Genomic DNA, 17012 nt, shown 5'->3' with positions numbered 1-17012 from the left:
CCCGGCCCGGCGCTGTCGAACCGATGCGAGCGCAACGCTTTCCATGCTGCTGGAGCTATCAGAGGTTGCTGCCGGGACCGGTCCTCTGGAGAGCGCGGGCGGTAGCGGCCGGTCCCTCGTGAGCGGAAGGGTAGCGGGGTGTCCAGCCGACTTGTCGCAGTACAGCATTGGATACACGCAGCGAACGGGTGAGGGAGGTGAGCTGGTCCCCGGACAGCAGTGCGGATCGGCCCGGGAGACGCAGATATCGCCGTCGGCCCGGCGCGTCGTCATAGTCGCGATGGGTGAGCGACTCGTCGTCCACGACGTTGAAGAGCATGCCGAGCGCGATGCGGATGTCGATGATCGCGAACGGGATCCGGCTGTCGCACATCCCGACGATCTGGAACCCGCTGTCTCCACGGCGATTTCAGTGGCCGGGGTGGCGTCGGCGTGCGCGACAGCATTCTTCCCGAGGCATGGACCGATGGAATTCGTCTCGACGGCAGCGGGTTTGGCCGATCAGGCCGGCGCCGGCGAGGCGTCCGGTGATTCGGGCGAGTAACGCGTCAGGTGCTTGCCGAGGGTGTCGGCCAGTTCCTGGGCTTGCAGGACCAGGTCTTCCCGGTAGGTGATGATGTTGTTCCAGTACAGGCAGAGGGTGCCGCGCCGGGTGTCGTCGCTGCAGACCGGCATGCCCATCCAGCTGTGGAAACCTTCGGAGAGCACGAGGTCGGTCACGGATTGGAAGAGCGGGTCGGTCTGGGCGTCGGCTACGAAGACGTGTTGGTTGTGTTTGACGATGTTGGGAAGGATGACTCCCTCGGCCTGACCTTTGATGCGGATTTCTTCGACGTAGCGAGATGACAGGCCCCGCCAGCGCATCGCGGACGGCGACGGGGACAGCGCCGAGTCGGCGGGCCGGATGTTCCCGGTGGCCACGTGGACTCGGTCGGCGCCAAGCGACGCGGTGGCCACGTCGCAGGCGAGGTCGAGGAGTTCGGACATGCTGCCGACCGTCGACGCCTGCTCGTCGAACTGCGCGAAGTGGTCCGGGCGGGTAGCGGTGCTGCGGGTGATCGTCTCGACGACGTGCGTCGAGAGTGACTCCGCGATTCCAGGTCCCTGCTCGATGTGGCGGACGTAGAACTCGAGAGCGTCGCTGTCGGATTCGAACGATGCCAGGACGATCAGTTCGTAAGCCCCCGTGGTCAGGTGGACCTCATCCACCTGGGGCATCGCCGCCAAGCGGTCGGCGACGACGAATCGCCGGCCCGACTCGACCCGCACCAGGACGATGAGCCGCGACGGGGGCGCCGCGAGGTCCATGGTGGCTACGACCCGCATACCGTCGCGCTCGATCAATCGGCGGATCCGCTGGCGCACAGTCTTTTCCGACACGCCGACATGTGCGGCGACCTCGAGGTTGGACATGCGCCCGTTCTCGGCCAGCAGGCCGAAGATCTTTCTGTCCAGCGGGTCGAGCTCGCGCACGTGAACCTCCTTGACTCGGACATCGTAGCGACATCAAATCCGGATATCGACCCTAACAGCCGATATTCGGAGTCTCCGCTTCGGTGAAACCTACGCCTTCCGCGACCCGAACATCCCTCGGGCGTGTGCCCGAATGCGTCATCGGGGGTCATATCCGGCCTGCGCGGGACTTCTGTCATTGACTTCTCTCTCTTGCGGAACGTACGTTGTGTGAGTCCGAATATCGTCCTAATTGGGTCTAGATTCGGACTAACAACGGTTGTGATGTCCGAGTCTGGGCATAGGCTTGCCGGACTTCGACGCATCACCCGACGCCGGACGACGCAGCCGATCCGCGCTGAGCAACGAAGGAACCACGAGACAGGACGCAGCACGGCATGCGATTCGCTTTCAGGACTGCCCCTCAGAACACCACCTGGGCCGAGATACTGACCGTCTGGCAGGTGGCCGACGACATCGAAGTCTTCGAATCAGGATGGACCTTCGACCACTTCTATCCCATCTTCTCCGACAGCCGAGGGCCGTGCCTGGAAGGATGGACGGTCACGACCGCCCTGGCCCAGGCGACCAAGCGGCTCCGATTCGGAACCCTGGTGACAGGGATCCCCTACAGACATCCCGCCGTCCTCGCCAACATGGCGACGGCCCTCGACATCATTTCCGGAGGCCGGCTGGAGCTGGGGATAGGAGCAGGTTGGAACGAGGAGGAATCGGCCGCCTACGGCATTCCGCTCGGTACGCCCGCCGAGCGCAGCGACCGGTTCGAGGAGGCCTGCGAGGTGCTCACCAGCCTGATGAGCCAGGAGACGACCACCTTCTCGGGCAGGTACTACCAACTGACCGACGCCCGCAACGAACCCAAAGGCATCCAGCGCCCCCACCCGCCCCTCTGCATCGGGGGTAACGGTGAGAAGCGCACCCTGCGCACGGCGGCCCGCTTCGCGCAGCATTGGAGCTTTCTCGGCGGGACCCCACAGGAATTCGCCCGCAAGAGGGACGTCCTGCATGCCCACTGCGACGACCTGGGCAGAGATCCCAGCGAGATTCTCCTGTCGAGCCCCGTGATGTACGACGGCGACATAGGAGCCACCGTCGCGTCGGCAGCGGCGCTGGGGGAGGAGGGGCTGGGGCTCGCCATCATCCCCCTGCGGCCGCCGCTCGACCCGGCGGTGCTCGAGCCTCTCGCCTGCGCCCTCTCCCAGCTCGGCTAGGCCCGGCTCCCATGGGAGACGACTGTTTTCGAAAGGCGAAACCGTGGAGGTACAGCATGGACGTGTTTGAGGCGATGGAGTCGGCCATGACCATGCGGTGGTTGTCCGACGAGCCGGTGCCGGACGAGCTGATCGAGAAACTGATCTGGGCCGGCACCAGGGCGCCGAGTCCCGAGAACTCTCAACTCTGGGACTTCGTCGTGGTCAAGTCACCGGAACAGCGTGCGCGTCTGCACGAGACCATGGTTCCCGACATCTCGTCACTCGACGCCGTCCGCGCGCGGCTCGCGGGTGCTACCGACCCGGTGAAGCGTCGTATGGGAGAGGGTGCGCATCACCTGTTGACCACCCTGCGGGAGGCGCCGGTTCTCATCTTCGTCTGCGGATCGTCGTGGGTTCCCGGCGACCCGAGAGAAGACCGCTACCAGTTCTCGGCTATGTACGGGGCAACGCAGAACATGCTCGTAGCCGGAAGGGCGCTGGGCTTGGGGATCGCGCCGACCGGCATTCATCATCTCAACACCAGGGGTGTCCGAGCACTGCTCGGCGTGCCGGATCACAAAATTATCGGCGTGACCATGGCGGTGGGGTGGCCGGCCCGATCGTTCCGTCCGGTCAAGCGGAAGCCGATCGCGGATGTCATGCATTTCGAGACTTGGTGAAGGACCTGTATGAGGACTGCGGTGGGCCGGGTGATCATCGCCGGTGCGGGAATCGTCGGGTTGAGCACCGCACTTTCCCTGCGCCGGGCGGGTTTCGAGGTCGCGGTCCGGGAGCGGGCGCCGCGGATCAGGGAGACCGGCGCGGTTCTCGGGGTGTGGCCGCACACGATCCGGGAACTCGAACGGCTCGGGCTCGGCGTGCGGCTGGCCGAGATCAAATCGGAACGGAGTGTCGTGCGCTATCGCGATTTCTCCGGCGCCGAGTTCGACACGACCGAAATGCCACCGGCCCGGACCGTTTATCGCCCGAGACTCAGCGCGTTACTCGCCTCCGCCGTCGGCGAGGACGACCTGCGCACCGGCAAGGAACTCGTCGATTACGTCGAAGACCGTGATGGCGTCACCGTTCACTACGCCGACGGCGATCACGAACGCGCGGACCTGCTCGTCGGCGCCGACGGCCTGAATTCGCGGGTGCGCGCGATTCTCGCCCCGGGCACCGAGAGCCGTCACCAGGGAGGGCACCACGTGTGGCGGGCGGTGCTGCCCTTCGACGGCGAGATCGGCGATGGCTGCCCCGTGCTCGGGCGCGATCGCACCCGAGGGGCGCTCATGCGCCTCGCCGACGGTTCTTGCTGCTGGGTGATCGCCCAATTCGGCGCCACCACCAGTGCCGCCAGGAACGGCAAGCAAGAAGCCCTCGCCAGGGTATCGAACCTGCACGACGGGACATGGCCGTTCGCGCTACGCGAGGCCGTCCTGGCCACCCCCGAAGAATCGGTCCTGCACAGCCGAGTCGCCGTGGTACCCGCCATTTCTCGCTGGGCCAGCGACCGGGTCGTACTCGCCGGAGACGCGGCACACGCGATGTCCCCGCACATCGGGTCCGGGGCCTCGCTGGGTATCGAGGACGCCCGCGTGCTCGGTGATTGCCTGCGTCGCGCCGATATCGCACCGGCATTGGCCGCGTACCAGGACGACAGGATCGACCGGTACCGGCACGTGCGACGGCACGCGGACACCATGGCCGCGGCGCCGACACCATTGTCCTATGTGGAACGATTCTCCGAATACCTGAACTGGCTCCACAACAGCCGAACCCGATAAACCGCGATGATCGCCGGCGGCCCGAAACCTTGCCCGGTCGGTTAGTTCGCGGTCGCTCGGGTAACCGGGGCCCGTCCGGTCGTGAAGCCGGGTGATTTCGTAATACGCCACGCCCGGGTGCTGATCTCATCGGCGTCCGGCAGATCATCACGCCGTGGATCATCGGGCAGGCTCCGATAGGTGTCGCGTGGACGAACGTGGTGGTTCGTGCCGGAATTGCCGGGTATTGCACAAGCAGTTCCCGGCAATCGAATTAGAGGTGTTGACACGATGATGATGAACGGTGGCGAGGAGATCCCCCCGCTCGATAATGCCGTCGATATCGCCCGTCCCGACGAGGCGCAGCCCATGGAAGATGTGGCGAATGCCAGATATTGGCCAGGGTTCGTCTTGTTGCTGATCGGGCTCGCAGCGACCGCAATCTCGATTATCGCCTCGATCGCGGACATCCGCGGCTTGGCGATCGCCGGGGCGCTCTTGGCGGCAATCTTCCTGATCGCCGGGGGCATCCTCACCATTGCCGAGCGGTGGCGTCTGCGCGGCGCCCGGATCGGCGGGCAGGCAGTGGGGACGACGTTGCCGCTGTGGCGGAGCCGATCGGATGTCGGTGTTCGGAACGGCGCGTTCCGCGGGCACATTTAGGCTGGCCGTGGAGTGTCTCGGGCGGTCAGCGATGGATGCCTACCGTCCCGTTCTCGTTGCCCGCCTCCGCGTGACTCATCCGGGATCGGCGGCAACCGAGTTCACCGGATCGGAAGACCTCGACTTGGCGGTCTACCGGTTTGTCTCATCCACACGATTTACCTCTCCGCGCTGCGTCGCTGCCCAGTCGCGGATCGCGGCGACGAACTCCTCCGGCGCGTCGGACTCCACGTAGGTGCCGGCACCCTCGACGATCACGGTCTTGTGCTCGGGGAAGGTCGCTTCCAGACGCTCGCGCTCCTGGGTACGGAAGGCGATGTCGGCGTCACCCCATACGATCAGTGTCGGCAGGTGGGCGAGGTCGGCAAGACCAGCTTCGACCTCCGCGAAGAAGGCCCGGCTGGTGAGAATCCGGCCGGGGAGCACCGCGGAGGCCTGGCGCCGCTCGGGGGTGTCCAGGGCCCGACGGTAGTGGGTCACCTCGGCTGCGGTCGGCTTCCGCCTTCGGTGGCCCGTGGGGATGAACGCGTTGACGAGCAGGTTGAATCGCCGGACCAGGAAGCGGATCGGGAATCCGCCCATGATGCGAGAGAATGCCTCGAAGTGCAGAACGCCGTTGACCGGCCAGGCCCAGGTATTGACGAGCACCAACCGGTCGAAGACACCCGGCCGCCGTTGCGCGGTGGCAAGCCCGATGGGGCCGCCCCAGTCCTGCCCGGCCAGAGTGACCCCCTCGAGGCCGAGCGCGTCGACGAACCCGGTGACCACGTCCGCGTGCTCCTCGGGCAGGTAGCGGTAGCCGGGCTTCGGCGTCGACAGACCGAAGCCCGGGTAGTCCAGGGCGATGCACCGGAAGTCGTCGCGCAGAGCTCGGATCACATCGCGCCACAGGAACGACCAGGTCGGATTGCCATGCAGGAGTAGCAGTGTGGGGCCCGACCCCTCGTCGACGTAATGCACGGTGTGCCCGTCGATTTCGACGAAGTGACTCTCGAACGGGAACAGGCGGTCATCGACCCAGGCAGGCCGCACACCTTCGATGGCATTGGACACGGGCGCCCCCTCTTGGCTCGGTCTCACAGAGGACTTGAGTTTGTCACTCATACTTGAGAATTGCAAGTAAGGTATTTCCCGTCGGCGAATAATCAACTCCCTGATGACGCATAGGAGCAGCGGCGTTGCGGCGGCGCTTAGCATCTGGCGATGACGATCTCGCCGATTCAAGCAGTGGTGTCCGATGCGGGGCGGCGGCTGCCTTTCGTGACGTGGTCGGTCTGCTTGCGGGCGCGCTCGGGTGGTGTGCTTGCGGAATTGGGGGCGGATCGGCGGTTGTCGACGGCGAGTGTGGGCAAGTTGCTGTTGCTGGCGGAGGTTGCGCGACAGGTGGAGGCCGGCGAGTTGGAGGGGGATCTGCTGTTGTCGCGGCAGCCCTCGTTGATGGTCGGTGATTCTGGGCTTTGGCAGCATCTGCGTGCCGACGCGCTGAGTGTTGCCGATCTGGCCGTGTTGATCGCGTCTGTGAGCGACAACCTGGCTACGAACGTTCTGCTGGACCATGTCGGGCTCGGGCGCGTTCAGGCTCTCGCCGACGAGATGGGCCTGTGCGCAACGGCTTTGCTCGACCGGGTTCGCGATGACAGGTCACCCGATGACCCTCCGATGCTGTCTGTCGGCACGGCGGGGGAACTGTCTCGGTTGATGATGGACGTCGTCGAGGACAAAGTGGTGTCACCGGCCGTGTCTCGGCGTCTGGCGGACTGGATGTCGCTCGGCGTGGATATGTCGATGGTCGCGTCCGCGTTCGGACTCGATCCGCTGGCGCATACGGTGTCCGACCGTGGGGTGTTGCTACGCAACAAGACCGGCACCGATATCGGTGTGCGAGCCGACGTCGGCGTCGTCACCGGCAGTGCGGGAACGGTGGCGTATGCGGTCATCGCCAACTGGGCCGAAGGTGAAGTGTCCGTGCGCGACGAGGTGTTGTCGGTGATGCGCGACATCGGCACGCAGGTGCTCAGGGGTGTGTGCGCAGGCCGTTGAGGGTGACGTCGAGGAGCCCGTCGAGATAGCCGGGTTCGATCGGTTGCCGGGAAAGCGTCAGGAAGATCAGCGCCCCGATCAGGGCGTCGGCGGCGGCGAGGTGATCGGCGGTGGGGCGCAGGCCGGCCGCGGTGGCCAGTTGCTGACGCAGGTGCTCGCGCAGGGGGCCGGTGAAGCGGCTGTAGAGGCGTGCCGCGGCGTCGGCGTCGGAGGCCGCCGCGGCGGTGAGGCCCTGAGCCAGGGCCGCGCCCATCGGGGAGCCGATCTGCTCGTGGAAGGCGAGCAGCCATTCGCGCAATGCCTCGACGGTGTCGGTTCCGGTGGGTTCGGCGAGCGTCGGCAGTTGAATGAATCCGTCCAGGACCGCGTCGACGACGACGGCGGCCTTGGACGACCACCACCGGTAGATCGTTTGTTTGCCGACGCCGGCGCGGCGGGCGATGCCGTCCAGCGACAGCCGGTCGTAGCCGTCGGCCTGCACGATGTCGCGGGTGGCCTCGAGGATGGCTCGCCGCGAGGTTTCGCTGCGTTTGGGGCCGCGACGGGACTGAGTCATGACGTGCTCAGCCTACGAGCGGTGTACTCTCCATCCAAAAGCGAGACGATTCGTATTGCATTTGGTGCGAAGGAGCACGATGACCGAGGTACTCGTGGTAATCGGCGTCGGCGGTATGGGTGAAGCGATCGCCCGCCGCCTCGGGACCGGGCGGCAGGTGGTGCTGGCCGACTTCGACGAGAAGGCCCTCCGGCGCGTCGCGGAGATGTTGACCGAGGAGGGGTATCAGGTCCGGTCGCAGTCGGTGGACGTGTCCCGTCGCGATTCGGTGGCCGCGCTGGCCGAGCAGGCGGCGGCGCTGGGACCGGTGACCGCGGTGGCGCACACCGCCGGTCTGTCTCCCGCACAGGCATCGACCGCGGCGATCCTGGCGGTGGATCTGGCCGGGGTCGCGTTCTTCCTGGACGAGTTCGAGAAGGTCATCGCGCCCGGTGGGGCCGGTGTGGTGATCGCCAGTATGGCGGGCAGCCTGACCGCCGGGTACCTGCCCGACGAAGCGGAGGCAGCGCTGGCGTCCACCCCCTCCGACGACCTGCTCGAGCTACCGCTGCTGACCGCCTCGGACCTGGCCCAGCCCGGCGCGGCCTACGCGGTGGCCAAACGGGCCAATCAGATACGGGTGCAGGTGGCCAGCATGGCGTGGGGTGCGCGCGGCGCGCGGGTGAACAGCATCAGTCCGGGAGTCATCAGCACCGCGATGGGTCGTCAGGAACTCGCGAACGAGTCCGGCGCCGGGATGCGTGCGATGGTCGCGGCATCCGGAACCAAGCGGCTGGGCACCGCCGCCGACATCGCCGCGGCGGCCGCGTTCCTGCTCGGCCCGGACGCCACGTTCGTCACTGGAACAGATCTGCTCGTAGACGGCGGCGCGGTAGCCGCCGCGCGGCGCGGGGGTCTGTGACCCGGACGCGCAGCGCTCGATCTCGCTCAGGCAGGTTCGGGCGGCTGAGCCCCTGGGACGTGCCCCGGGTGACGACGTTCGGGTTGCAATGCTTCGGTACTCACCTCGCCGCCGAGAGTTCCGCTATGCCGTGCCCACGGCGGCGGGGTCGCCCGCTTCGGCGGTGATGATCGACTGCTCGAGTTTGCGCAGCAACCCCGCCAGGCGGCGCTGCTCGTCGGGGGTGAGCCCGGTCAGCATGCGCGCCTCATTGGCGAAATGGTCGGCCGCGGTCTCCTCCACGACCCGCAGCCCGGCCGGGGTGAGACAGGTGTAGACCACGCGCCGATCGTCGGGATCCCGCTCGCGCTCCACCAGTCCGGCCTTCTCCAGCCGATCCACCCGCAACGTGATCCCGCCGGTGGTGACCAGCGCTGTATCGGCGAGCTGCCCGGCGGTCATCCGATACGGCGGTCCGGAGCGACGCAGTGCGGCAAGGACATCGAAGGCGGCCATGTTGATGCCGTGCTGCTCGAACAGCGCCGCCAGCGCGGACTGATAGCGCAGATAACTGCGGTGCATCCGGCCGAACACCTCGAGCGCCGAGACGTCCAGGGCAGGCCACTGCTCGTTCCACTGCGCGACAATGTGATCGACCGCGTCCCGGTCTGGTTTCGACTGGCGAGCCACGGTTCCTCCCACTGTGCCGGACGAAGTCTCGGACATCGACATGACGGTACCGGTAGGCTACTCGGCCGCGGATCCGTTGCGCACCTGCGCGATTGCGTCGATCTCCACGGTGGCGCCGTAGGGCAGCGCACTGACCTCGACGAAGGTGCGGGCCGGGCGCGGCGCGGCGAACAGCTCGAGGAATTGCCGGTTGGCCTCCTCGCGCAGCGACAGATCGGTGACGTAGTAGGTGAGCTTGACGATGTCGGCGAGGACGCCGCCGACGGTGGCCAGCCGGTCGCGGGTGCGTTCCACCGCGGCGCCGAGGGCCGCCTCCCGGCCGGGGACCGGCACATAGTTCTCATCGACCGACAGTGCGCCGGAGACGAAGGCGAATCCGCCTGCCACGACGGCGGGGCTGTACGGATGCTGGTCGGTCACGGCAGCGGACACGGGATCTCCTCGGGACGACGTGGGTACGGTCCACTACTATATCTTAGCGGTAAGAGATTTATCGCTCAGGAGATCGCCGACTCGTCGGGGAAGGTGTTCGAGCCGATCCCACGGGCCGCGCTCGGCTGCTATGGGAAATCGCTCGAAGCCGGTCTGTCAGCCGGGTTGCCCGATATCCGGCTCGATGAGCGGGGTGACCAGGGTCGACCGAAGGCGGTCCAGCGCCTCGGGCGCGACGTTCGCAGCGTCCAGAAGGTACTGCTCGACGCTGCCGTGCCCCTCTCGCAACGCCGTCAGCAGACCTTCCATCGCCGAGCGCGGCGCGCCGAAGAAGGTGCGGTACCGCGCCGCGTCGATCTCACCGTGCTTGGCCAGTACACGGCTGATCTGGCGGTCGGTGAAATGGATGGCGCTGAGTTCGTAGTCGTCCAGGATGGTGGCGTCGTCCACGCCCAGGGTGGCCAGGAGCAGGGCCGCGGCGACGCCCGTGCGGTCCTTGCCCGCCGTGCAGTGGATCAGGGCGGGCAGTTCGCCCGCGGACAGGGCGGTGAGCAGGCGGCCGAATATCGGTGCGTCGGCGTCGGCCATGGCCAGGTACATGCGGTGCAGGAAGTCCTCGGGGACGTCCTGGCCGGCGCCGCGGATGGCGGTGTAGGTCGCGTCGCCGCCGATCGCCAGGATCTCGCGGCGCACCGAATCGGGCAGTGCCGAGGGGGATCGGTCGCGCTCGTAGTCGGTGCGCAGATCGTAGGCGACGCGCAGACCCAGGCGCTCGATCGCGGTATGATCGGCGGGCGTCAGCCGGGCGGGGGCATCGGCACGGAATACCATGCCCCAGCGCGTCTGACCACCGTCGGCGGTGGGGTAACCGCCGAGGTCGCGAAAGTTGGTGGGGCCGTCCAGGTTCAGCACGCGGATCGGGGCGTTCACCGGACCTGCGGTGTCGGCTGTGTCGGTTTCGGGCACCGGATTCCCTTTCTATGACCTGGCAATTGCGCACAGGCCGCAATCCAAGAATACTGTTCTCGTGGGCGAGAACAGTATTACCGAACCGGACGACAGCCTCGCCGCCCGGATCGCCCAGCGCGCGCTGACCAAGCGCGGCGCGGAATACGCCGGTGAGGTGCGCCGACTGCTCGATGCCGCGCTGACGGTGATGCGCGAACGCGGTACCGGCTCACGCCCGCGGGTCTCCGACATCGTGACCGCGGCCGGATTGTCCAATGATGCCTTCTATCGGCACTTCCCGTCCAAGGACGCGTTGGTCGCCGCCGTGCTCGAGGATGGAACGGTCCGGCTCAGCGGCTACGTGGCGCACCGGATGCAGGGCGAACCGGACCCGCGCACCCGGGTGCGCCGCTGGGTGGCGGCGGTGCTGTCCCAGGCGAACGACGACATCGCCGCCGCGACACTGGCCGTCCTGTGGAACGCCGCGGGCCCGGGCGCCGGGATGGACCCGAGCGCCTCCTCAGCCAGCGCGCGCCTGGCCGAGTTGCTGGCTCCGACGCTGGCCGAATTGCACTGCGCGACGCCGGAGTCCGACGCGATGCTGCTCGCTCACGCGGTGGTCGGCACGCTCGGCGATCACCTGTGGCGCCACACCACGCCGACCGTGGCGGACATCGACCGGGTCACAGTCTTCTGCCTGCGTGTACTCGGGCAGGATGGGCAGGACGGGCCCGCCGATCGGACTCGGGGCGAGCCCCACGACCCGGATCGTTCCGGCGAGCACGGCGGCTCGAGCCTCGGCTCATGAATTCGGCGGCCCTGTAAGCGAATGGACGCCGCATTCGACCCGAGCCGTCGGGGAGATCGTGCCGGTACGGTCGGACGACCTGCAGGGGCACACCCCCGATCGGTGGCCGCGATGTGCCCGCACAACCAGCACGCGATGGTGCGGGTACACGCGACCGGCGTGGCCCGGCGGGTGCGACGGGAATATCTCGGCCGCTTCCCGTGTCGATCGGTACTGGTGGCAACCGGCGATCGCGCCGACGACTATCGAGGAGAGAACATGGAAACCTCTGGCTGGGTCGAGTGGCCCGACTACCGCATCGATGTGCATCGCATCCGCAATCGGGTGCGGGTGAGCGTCGGCGATCGGCTGCTGGCCGACTCGACCAGCGCCCTGCTGGTCGCCGAGCAGAACCACGGCATCGTGCTGTACCTGCCCCGCGCCGACGTGCGCTCCGAGGACCTGGTCACCGCCGACGACACGTCCCGGTGCCCGTTCAAGGGGCAGGCGAGCTACTGGCGGCTCGCCGACGCGACCGAACCCGTGGCGTGGGAATACCGCGAGCCGTACCCGGAGGTCGAGATCCTGCGTGATCACCTCGGTTTCTTCCAGGACCGGGCTGCCGTGGAGATCGGTGAGGCGCATCCGGCGGTGAGCGGGTTCCAGGCACACTGAGCTGTGCCGGTCCGTGACGTCCACGGTCGGCTCGCATCCCGGCACGACTCGTCGATACTTCGGCGCGCCGGGCGATACGTATATTCCGAGTCGGTGAGTGAGCGCCTGGTCGGAGGGCCGAGTAGCGCCGTCGTCGCTCGCAGCGAGGCGACGGTGTCGGCGGCTCTGCCGTTGCCGGAGCCGCGCAGCACGACGTCGTGTCAGGCCCGCCACCCAGAAGGCCTCGTGATCACCGGCTTCGACGGCCCGGTCGAGTGCGGTGAAGGGATACTCGCTGTGCCGAGGTTATATGTGCTGGGCGGAGTTCCGATGCTGGGTCGGCTGCGGTTGCGGGTATGACGCGGAGCCCGGCGCGTGGATTCGAATCTCCTCTACCGCATAGCCAACCCGGCGTAATAGCTGCCCAGCAGCGCCGCGGCAATTAACAGCACCCACAGGTCGGTCAGGCGGCGCAGCAGGGTGGGTGCGGCCCGGACCGTCATGAACTCGCGAAAGACGATGCGCACCTTGATGGTTGCCATCAGGATGACGACCGTGGTGATCACGGTGTTCGGCACCCGGGCGCCGCCGCTGTCACCCGCATCCACCCACAGGTAGACGAGTGTGATGGTGGTCAGTACGACCCACGCGGTGAAGAGTCTGGTGCGCAAAGGATTTCACCTTACGATGTAGAGCAGGGCGAAGATGACGATCCACAGGTAGTCGACCGTGTGCCAGTAGGTGGCGGCCGTCTCGATCAGCCGCAGGGAGCGCCGGGCCGGGCTGCGGAGCTGATAGACGATGACGCCGACGGCGACGAAGCCGATCAGCAGGTGCAGGGCGTGGATCGCGGTGAGAAAGTAGTAGTACGAGAAGAATTCGTCGTTGGTGAACCCGTATCCCTGCCGGGCAGCACGCACCCATTCGAGGATCTTGGACACGAGGAACACCACGCCGAGCAGCCCGGTGAGCGTCGCGTGACGCATCGCCGCCGCCCAGGCTCCCGCACGGGCGGATTGCACGCAGCGGGCCACTGCCCACGAACTGGTCAGCAGCACAATGGTGTTGAACACTCCTGCCGACAGGCTCAGATGGGACTGCGCGCGCAGGAACTGTTCGGGATGCTGGGTGCGATTGAACAGGTACACCGCCAGATAGCTGGTGAAGACCAGCGTCTCGAACAGGACGAAGAACCACATGTCCGGCTGGCCCGGCACGGATCGTGCTGGTTCACTACGCTTTTCGGTGGTCGTGCTCATCGCGTCACCTCGGCGGGTTCGGCGTGCGGCGGCAGCGGTCCGTCACCGAAGTCCTCGCGCCCGATCATGGCGCGCAACAGCATGATGAACGCGCCGGTGTAGATGGCGAAGACGACCATATCGATCCACCAGGCGATCAACCCGTTCCATGCCAGCGGGCCGTGCCTGAACACCCACGCGGGGGAGACCACGATCTCGGTCAGCGCGTTGCACAGGTTCAGGTAGCCGAACCACTTGGGAAACACGCCGTTTCGGTCCAGCAGGATCGCGAGCATCCAGATCAGCGACCCGAGCAGGAATACGCCCATCGTGCCGACGAAGGACAGAAACCCGAAATCGTAGAGCCAGAGCTGCAGGCGCGGTTCGCGGCCGGGCCGCATCGCCGCGACGGTGAACGCGAGGCACATCAGCAGCATGCCGGGCACCGCGGCCAGGGCGTACATCAGCAGATAGGAGTAGGCGAACGCGCGGCTGACCGACATGCGCCGCATCGAATAGGCGATCAGCGCGTTGTTCAGCGAGGTGAACCCGCCGACCAGGAAGATCAGCGCGAACCCGACGATCAGCCCGTCGTGGTGGCCGGCGGTCCACTGCGCCACCCGCTGGGCCGACCAGTCCGGGCTCTCCGGCGGCTGGGTACGGGTGAGCACGAAGAACGACAGGGTGAACACGCTGTAGAAGGCGATCTGCGACCACCACGCGAACCACAGTTCCCGCTTCGGATTGTTCCGGCACTGCCAGGCGAACCCGCGCAGGCCGGTAGGGATGGTAACCGGCTCTGCCGCAACAGTACTCATGCGATTACCGCCATATGCGGGGCCGGTTCCCCGGCTCGCCGCCGATAGATCACCCGCGCCAGAACGACTCCCATGACGACGATCCACACGCCGATCGCGATGTTCTTGACCCAGAACGGAAACAGCCCGTTCCAGGCCATGGGCCCGCTCAGCGCGAGCCCCACGAAGGCCGCCGGCGTGAGGGCAACGGCGACGAGCACGTTGAAATGCGCCACCCAGGGCCGGAATACGGGCTGAGCCTGCCTGTCGAGGTAGATCGCCAGCGCCAGCACGACGCTCTGCGCGACCAGGAACGGCACCCCGCCGCTGAAGGTGACCCACGCCAGATCGTTGAGCAACTGCGTGAGTGCCGGATCCCGCTCCGGACGGAACGCCGCGACCAACCAGAAGAGGTTCGCGACCAGGAACATCGTCGGCCCGCCCGCGGTGCAGCACAGCAGGGCGTAGGAGAAGATGGGTGTGCGGTGCGCCATCCGGCGGATCTGCATGACCAGCAGCGTCAGCAGCGGGATCAAACCAACGCCGAACCAGTTGAATACGACCATGCTGTACCGAATCCTGGTGAGATTGGCCGGATTTCGATAGAACTCGGCGACCTGATCCGCCGACAGCGCCGGAGACATCGGATGCGTGAACCCCGGGAACAGGAAGAACGCGGAGATCCACAGCACGGCCAGGACGGGTAGCGTCCACAGCAGGATCAGCTCACCGGTTTCCGGTGATGGGGCGGGGGAATTGGCGGTCATGGACACCTCCGGGGCCGCGTGGCGGCCTTGGTGATCGCTCACCATGATGCTGAGGCTAGCCGATCGGCTAGTGTGGTCCCTCGAATGGTAACGACATTCTCCGGAAATGGAAGGGGCTACCCACGGTCGGCTATCCTCGCTCACATGAGCTCGGCGGACGACAGTGTGGGCGAGGCGACCGGCGAGCCGCTGACCTCGCGCCGATACACCGCCGCGCAGCGCCGCACCGCGGATACCGCCCTCACCCTGTTCTCCGAACGCGGAGTGAGCGGTACGTCGCTGCAAATGATCGCCGACGCCCTCGGCGTCACGAAAGCCGCTGTCTATCACCAGTTCCGGACCAAGGACGAGATCGTCCTGGCGGTCGCGGAGATCGAACTGTCGTGGCTGGAGGCCGCGGTCGCCGCCGCCGAGGCGCAGGACAGCGATGTGCGGGCGCGGGAGGTTCTGCTCACCGATGTGGTCGATCTGGCGGTCCGCCGCCGGAATCTGGTCGGTGTGCTGCAGGGCGATCCGGTGATGATCCGGTTCCTGGCCGAGTACGAGCCGTTCGCGTGGCTGATGGAGCGGCTGTTCGCCGTGCTCGCGGGCGCCGAGCCCGATACCGATATGCGCGTGCAGGCCGCGATGATGGCGGCGGCGATCGGCGGTGCGGCCATACACCCGGTAGTCGCGGAGCTGGACGACGACACCCTGCGCGGCCATCTGCTGAGCCTGACGCGGCGGTTGTTCCGGCTGGACGAATGATCTTTCGTGTCAGCGAGATTCGAGTGTCATACGTGGTACGGGGCGACCAGGTCGGCGGTCAGCTCGGCCCAGCCCGCCGCGAGGGCGGCGAGGTTCCACCAGGCGCGCAACAGCGGCTCCCCGACCGGCCCGTCGGTGATGAGCAGGCGTTCGGCCTCGATGGCCAGGCAGGCCATCTGGTCGACGTAGGAACCGATCGAGGGGCCGGCGGGCGAGTGGTGCGCGCCCCGCGTGATCCAGGCGTCGATCATCAGTGAGTATTCGGCGCGCTGCCGGGCCACCAGCTGCGGATCGTCCAGTAACGGTGCGCGATAGGACATGGCCAGGGCGTGCGCGAGGTGGATCACCGGGTGTTCTCCCGCGGCGTGCTCGGCGCCGGAGGTGATCGCTGCGTAGAGCGCGTGCCAATCCGGCAGCAGCGGTCGGGTTTCGGTGGTCGTCGCGTTCATATCGACTCTTCCACAAGCCTTTCGGTGGAGGCCGCCGCCGGGCGGTCGCCGTCGCGAAGCAGGTGTAGCGGCGCGTGGTTGGCCCAGCCTTCCTCCGGCCAGTTGAACCAGCCGGCCGAGGCCGAGGTGCCGCCGTCGGGGTGCAGGGTGGTGCCGGTGAGGTAGCTCGACAGGTTCGAAGCCAGGAACACCACACCGCCCGCGATGTCGGCGGGCGTTCCGGGCCGGCCCATCGGGATGGCCACACGCACGCCTACCGGGTCGAGCAACGCCTGATCGGAGTTCAGCTCGACGGCCATGCGCTGCAGGCCCGGCGTGGGGACGAAATCCGGTGCCACGTTGTTGATCCGGATGCCGTCGGGCGCCAGTTCCACCGCGAGTGTGCGGGCGAACTGTGTCACGGCCGCCTTCGCCGCCGAGTACACCGCGTAGCCGGGTGCGGCGCGATGCGCCTCGATCGTGGTGATGTTGACGATGCTGCCGCCGCGCCCGCCCGCGCGCATGCGGGGGATCGCCAGCGAGCATGCCTGGAACACGTGCGTCAAGTTCATGCGCAGCAAGGCATTCCAGGCGTTCGGGCTGGTGTCGGTGAACGGGGCGCGGAACGTGCCGCCGACGATGTTGACCAGCGTGTCCAGTCGTCCCCAGCGCTCGTCGACGGCGGTGAACAGGCTCGTCATGGTGTCGGCGTCGCGGGCGTCGCCGACCCGCAGGAGGACATCGGACCCGGCCTGTCCGTTCTCCCTGGCGGTCTCGGCCAGCGTGGCCTCCAGCGCCGCCAGCGCCTCGGCGTCGGTGTCGAGCACGGCCGGGCGAACCCCGTTGGCGACCAGGTCGATCACGATCTGGCGTCCGAGACCGCCGGCGCCGCCGGTGATCACCGCGACCGTGCCGTCCAGCCCGCTGCGTTGTTCGAACCATCCCATGGCGAT

Annotated in this window: 22 protein-coding genes; 9 read left to right on the top strand and 13 right to left on the bottom strand. The window is 67.1% G+C overall.

From position 1 onward, the window contains the following. Positions 1–58: 58 nt before the first annotated feature. Both JZ791_RS14165 and JZ791_RS14160 read right to left on the bottom strand, forming a co-directional pair. Entirely contained in the window at positions 59–373 is a 315-nt protein-coding gene (locus tag JZ791_RS14165) for a hypothetical protein (protein WP_216894924.1), read from the bottom strand. A gap of 128 nt (positions 374–501) precedes the next feature. Continuing rightward, positions 502–1473 carry an AsnC family transcriptional regulator gene (locus JZ791_RS14160; protein WP_216894922.1) on the bottom strand — a complete coding sequence of 324 codons (972 nt, stop codon included), beginning with the start codon at positions 1471–1473 and terminating at the stop codon, positions 502–504. Positions 1474–1850: 377 nt separating this feature from the next. On the opposite strand from JZ791_RS14160, the gene JZ791_RS14155 reads away from it, so the two are divergent. From JZ791_RS14155 to JZ791_RS14140, 4 genes are all read left to right on the top strand, one after another. Then, positions 1851–2684, top strand: a complete 834-nt coding sequence (locus JZ791_RS14155; RefSeq protein ID WP_216894920.1) for an LLM class F420-dependent oxidoreductase — start codon at positions 1851–1853, stop codon at positions 2682–2684. 56 nt (positions 2685–2740) lie between these two features. Beyond that, complete coding sequence (locus tag JZ791_RS14150) at positions 2741–3346, top strand: nitroreductase family protein (RefSeq protein ID WP_216894918.1); 606 nt, start codon at positions 2741–2743, stop codon at positions 3344–3346. A 9-nt stretch (positions 3347–3355) separates the two neighbouring features. After that, a complete protein-coding gene (locus JZ791_RS14145; protein WP_216894916.1) occupies positions 3356–4453 on the top strand; it encodes an FAD-dependent oxidoreductase in 1098 nt (365 codons plus the stop codon). 207 nt (positions 4454–4660) lie between these two features. Next, the gene (locus JZ791_RS14140) at positions 4661–5095 is read left to right on the top strand and encodes a hypothetical protein (protein ID WP_216894914.1); all 435 of its coding nucleotides are present in this window, start codon (positions 4661–4663) and stop codon (positions 5093–5095) included. Between the two features lie 132 nt (positions 5096–5227). Here the strand turns inward: JZ791_RS14140 and JZ791_RS14135 are convergent, their stop codons facing one another. Then, complete coding sequence (locus JZ791_RS14135) at positions 5228–6148, bottom strand: alpha/beta fold hydrolase (RefSeq protein ID WP_308162919.1); 921 nt, start codon at positions 6146–6148, stop codon at positions 5228–5230. A 150-nt stretch (positions 6149–6298) separates the two neighbouring features. On the opposite strand from JZ791_RS14135, the gene JZ791_RS14130 reads away from it, so the two are divergent. Next, positions 6299–7135 (top strand): serine hydrolase, encoded by an 837-nt coding sequence (locus tag JZ791_RS14130; protein ID WP_216894911.1) that lies wholly within the window; start codon positions 6299–6301, stop codon positions 7133–7135. On the opposite strand, the gene JZ791_RS14125 is transcribed toward JZ791_RS14130, so the two are convergent. Beyond that, on the bottom strand, positions 7110–7691 hold the full coding sequence (locus tag JZ791_RS14125) for a TetR/AcrR family transcriptional regulator (protein ID WP_216894909.1): 582 nt from the start codon (positions 7689–7691) through the stop codon (positions 7110–7112). The two genes, JZ791_RS14130 and JZ791_RS14125, sit on opposite strands and share 26 nt — an antisense overlap. Before the next feature lie 79 nt (positions 7692–7770). On the opposite strand from JZ791_RS14125, the gene JZ791_RS14120 reads away from it, so the two are divergent. Beyond that, positions 7771–8592, top strand: coding sequence for an SDR family oxidoreductase (locus tag JZ791_RS14120; protein WP_216894907.1), 822 nt, complete (start codon positions 7771–7773; stop codon positions 8590–8592). Positions 8593–8715: 123 nt separating this feature from the next. On the opposite strand, the gene JZ791_RS14115 is transcribed toward JZ791_RS14120, so the two are convergent. From JZ791_RS14115 to JZ791_RS14105, 3 genes are all read right to left on the bottom strand, one after another. Next, on the bottom strand, positions 8716–9297 hold the full coding sequence (locus tag JZ791_RS14115; RefSeq protein ID WP_216894905.1) for a MarR family winged helix-turn-helix transcriptional regulator: 582 nt from the start codon (positions 9295–9297) through the stop codon (positions 8716–8718). 21 nt (positions 9298–9318) lie between these two features. Continuing rightward, the gene (locus tag JZ791_RS14110; protein ID WP_216894903.1) at positions 9319–9693 is read right to left on the bottom strand and encodes a RidA family protein; all 375 of its coding nucleotides are present in this window, start codon (positions 9691–9693) and stop codon (positions 9319–9321) included. A 156-nt stretch (positions 9694–9849) separates the two neighbouring features. Beyond that, entirely contained in the window at positions 9850–10659 is an 810-nt protein-coding gene (locus JZ791_RS14105; protein WP_216894901.1) for a tyrosine-protein phosphatase, read from the bottom strand. Positions 10660–10720: 61 nt separating this feature from the next. Between JZ791_RS14105 and JZ791_RS14100 the strand changes: the two genes are divergently transcribed. After that, entirely contained in the window at positions 10721–11449 is a 729-nt protein-coding gene (locus JZ791_RS14100) for a TetR/AcrR family transcriptional regulator (protein ID WP_308162918.1), read from the top strand. Positions 11450–11707: 258 nt separating this feature from the next. Next, positions 11708–12103, top strand: a complete 396-nt coding sequence (locus JZ791_RS14095; protein WP_216894899.1) for a DUF427 domain-containing protein — start codon at positions 11708–11710, stop codon at positions 12101–12103. A gap of 371 nt (positions 12104–12474) precedes the next feature. Here the strand turns inward: JZ791_RS14095 and JZ791_RS14090 are convergent, their stop codons facing one another. Genes JZ791_RS14090 through JZ791_RS14075 form a run of 4 tightly spaced genes read right to left on the bottom strand, consistent with a single transcriptional unit; the run spans position 12475 to position 14926 of the window. After that, positions 12475–12753 (bottom strand): cytochrome C oxidase subunit IV family protein, encoded by a 279-nt coding sequence (locus tag JZ791_RS14090; RefSeq protein ID WP_216894897.1) that lies wholly within the window; start codon positions 12751–12753, stop codon positions 12475–12477. Between the two features lie 6 nt (positions 12754–12759). Continuing rightward, positions 12760–13341 (bottom strand): cytochrome c oxidase subunit 3, encoded by a 582-nt coding sequence (locus tag JZ791_RS14085; protein ID WP_216894895.1) that lies wholly within the window; start codon positions 13339–13341, stop codon positions 12760–12762. Then, positions 13338–14138, bottom strand: a complete 801-nt coding sequence (locus JZ791_RS14080) for a hypothetical protein (protein WP_216894893.1) — start codon at positions 14136–14138, stop codon at positions 13338–13340. Before JZ791_RS14080 ends, JZ791_RS14085 begins: the two co-directional genes overlap by 4 nt. Next, positions 14135–14926: a hypothetical protein gene (locus JZ791_RS14075; RefSeq protein WP_438804519.1), complete on the bottom strand. Its 792-nt coding sequence runs from the start codon at positions 14924–14926 to the stop codon at positions 14135–14137. Before JZ791_RS14075 ends, JZ791_RS14080 begins: the two co-directional genes overlap by 4 nt. Before the next feature lie 102 nt (positions 14927–15028). Here JZ791_RS14075 and JZ791_RS14070 point away from each other — a divergent pair, with 102 nt between their 5' ends. After that, positions 15029–15631: a TetR/AcrR family transcriptional regulator gene (locus tag JZ791_RS14070; protein ID WP_216894891.1), complete on the top strand. Its 603-nt coding sequence runs from the start codon at positions 15029–15031 to the stop codon at positions 15629–15631. Positions 15632–15657: 26 nt separating this feature from the next. Here the strand turns inward: JZ791_RS14070 and JZ791_RS14065 are convergent, their stop codons facing one another. Together JZ791_RS14065 and JZ791_RS14060 are read right to left on the bottom strand one after the other, a co-directional pair. Next, positions 15658–16080 (bottom strand): hypothetical protein, encoded by a 423-nt coding sequence (locus tag JZ791_RS14065; RefSeq protein ID WP_216894889.1) that lies wholly within the window; start codon positions 16078–16080, stop codon positions 15658–15660. Continuing rightward, a complete protein-coding gene (locus JZ791_RS14060; protein WP_216894887.1) occupies positions 16077–17006 on the bottom strand; it encodes an SDR family NAD(P)-dependent oxidoreductase in 930 nt (309 codons plus the stop codon). Before JZ791_RS14060 ends, JZ791_RS14065 begins: the two co-directional genes overlap by 4 nt. Between the last annotated feature and the right edge of the window lie 6 nt (positions 17007–17012).

Source organism: Nocardia alni, from assembly GCF_019038435.1.
Taxonomy (GTDB): domain Bacteria; phylum Actinomycetota; class Actinomycetes; order Mycobacteriales; family Mycobacteriaceae; genus Nocardia; species Nocardia alni.
Note: the sequence above shows the minus strand (reverse complement) of the source record. Positions and strands in the feature narration are given on the sequence as shown.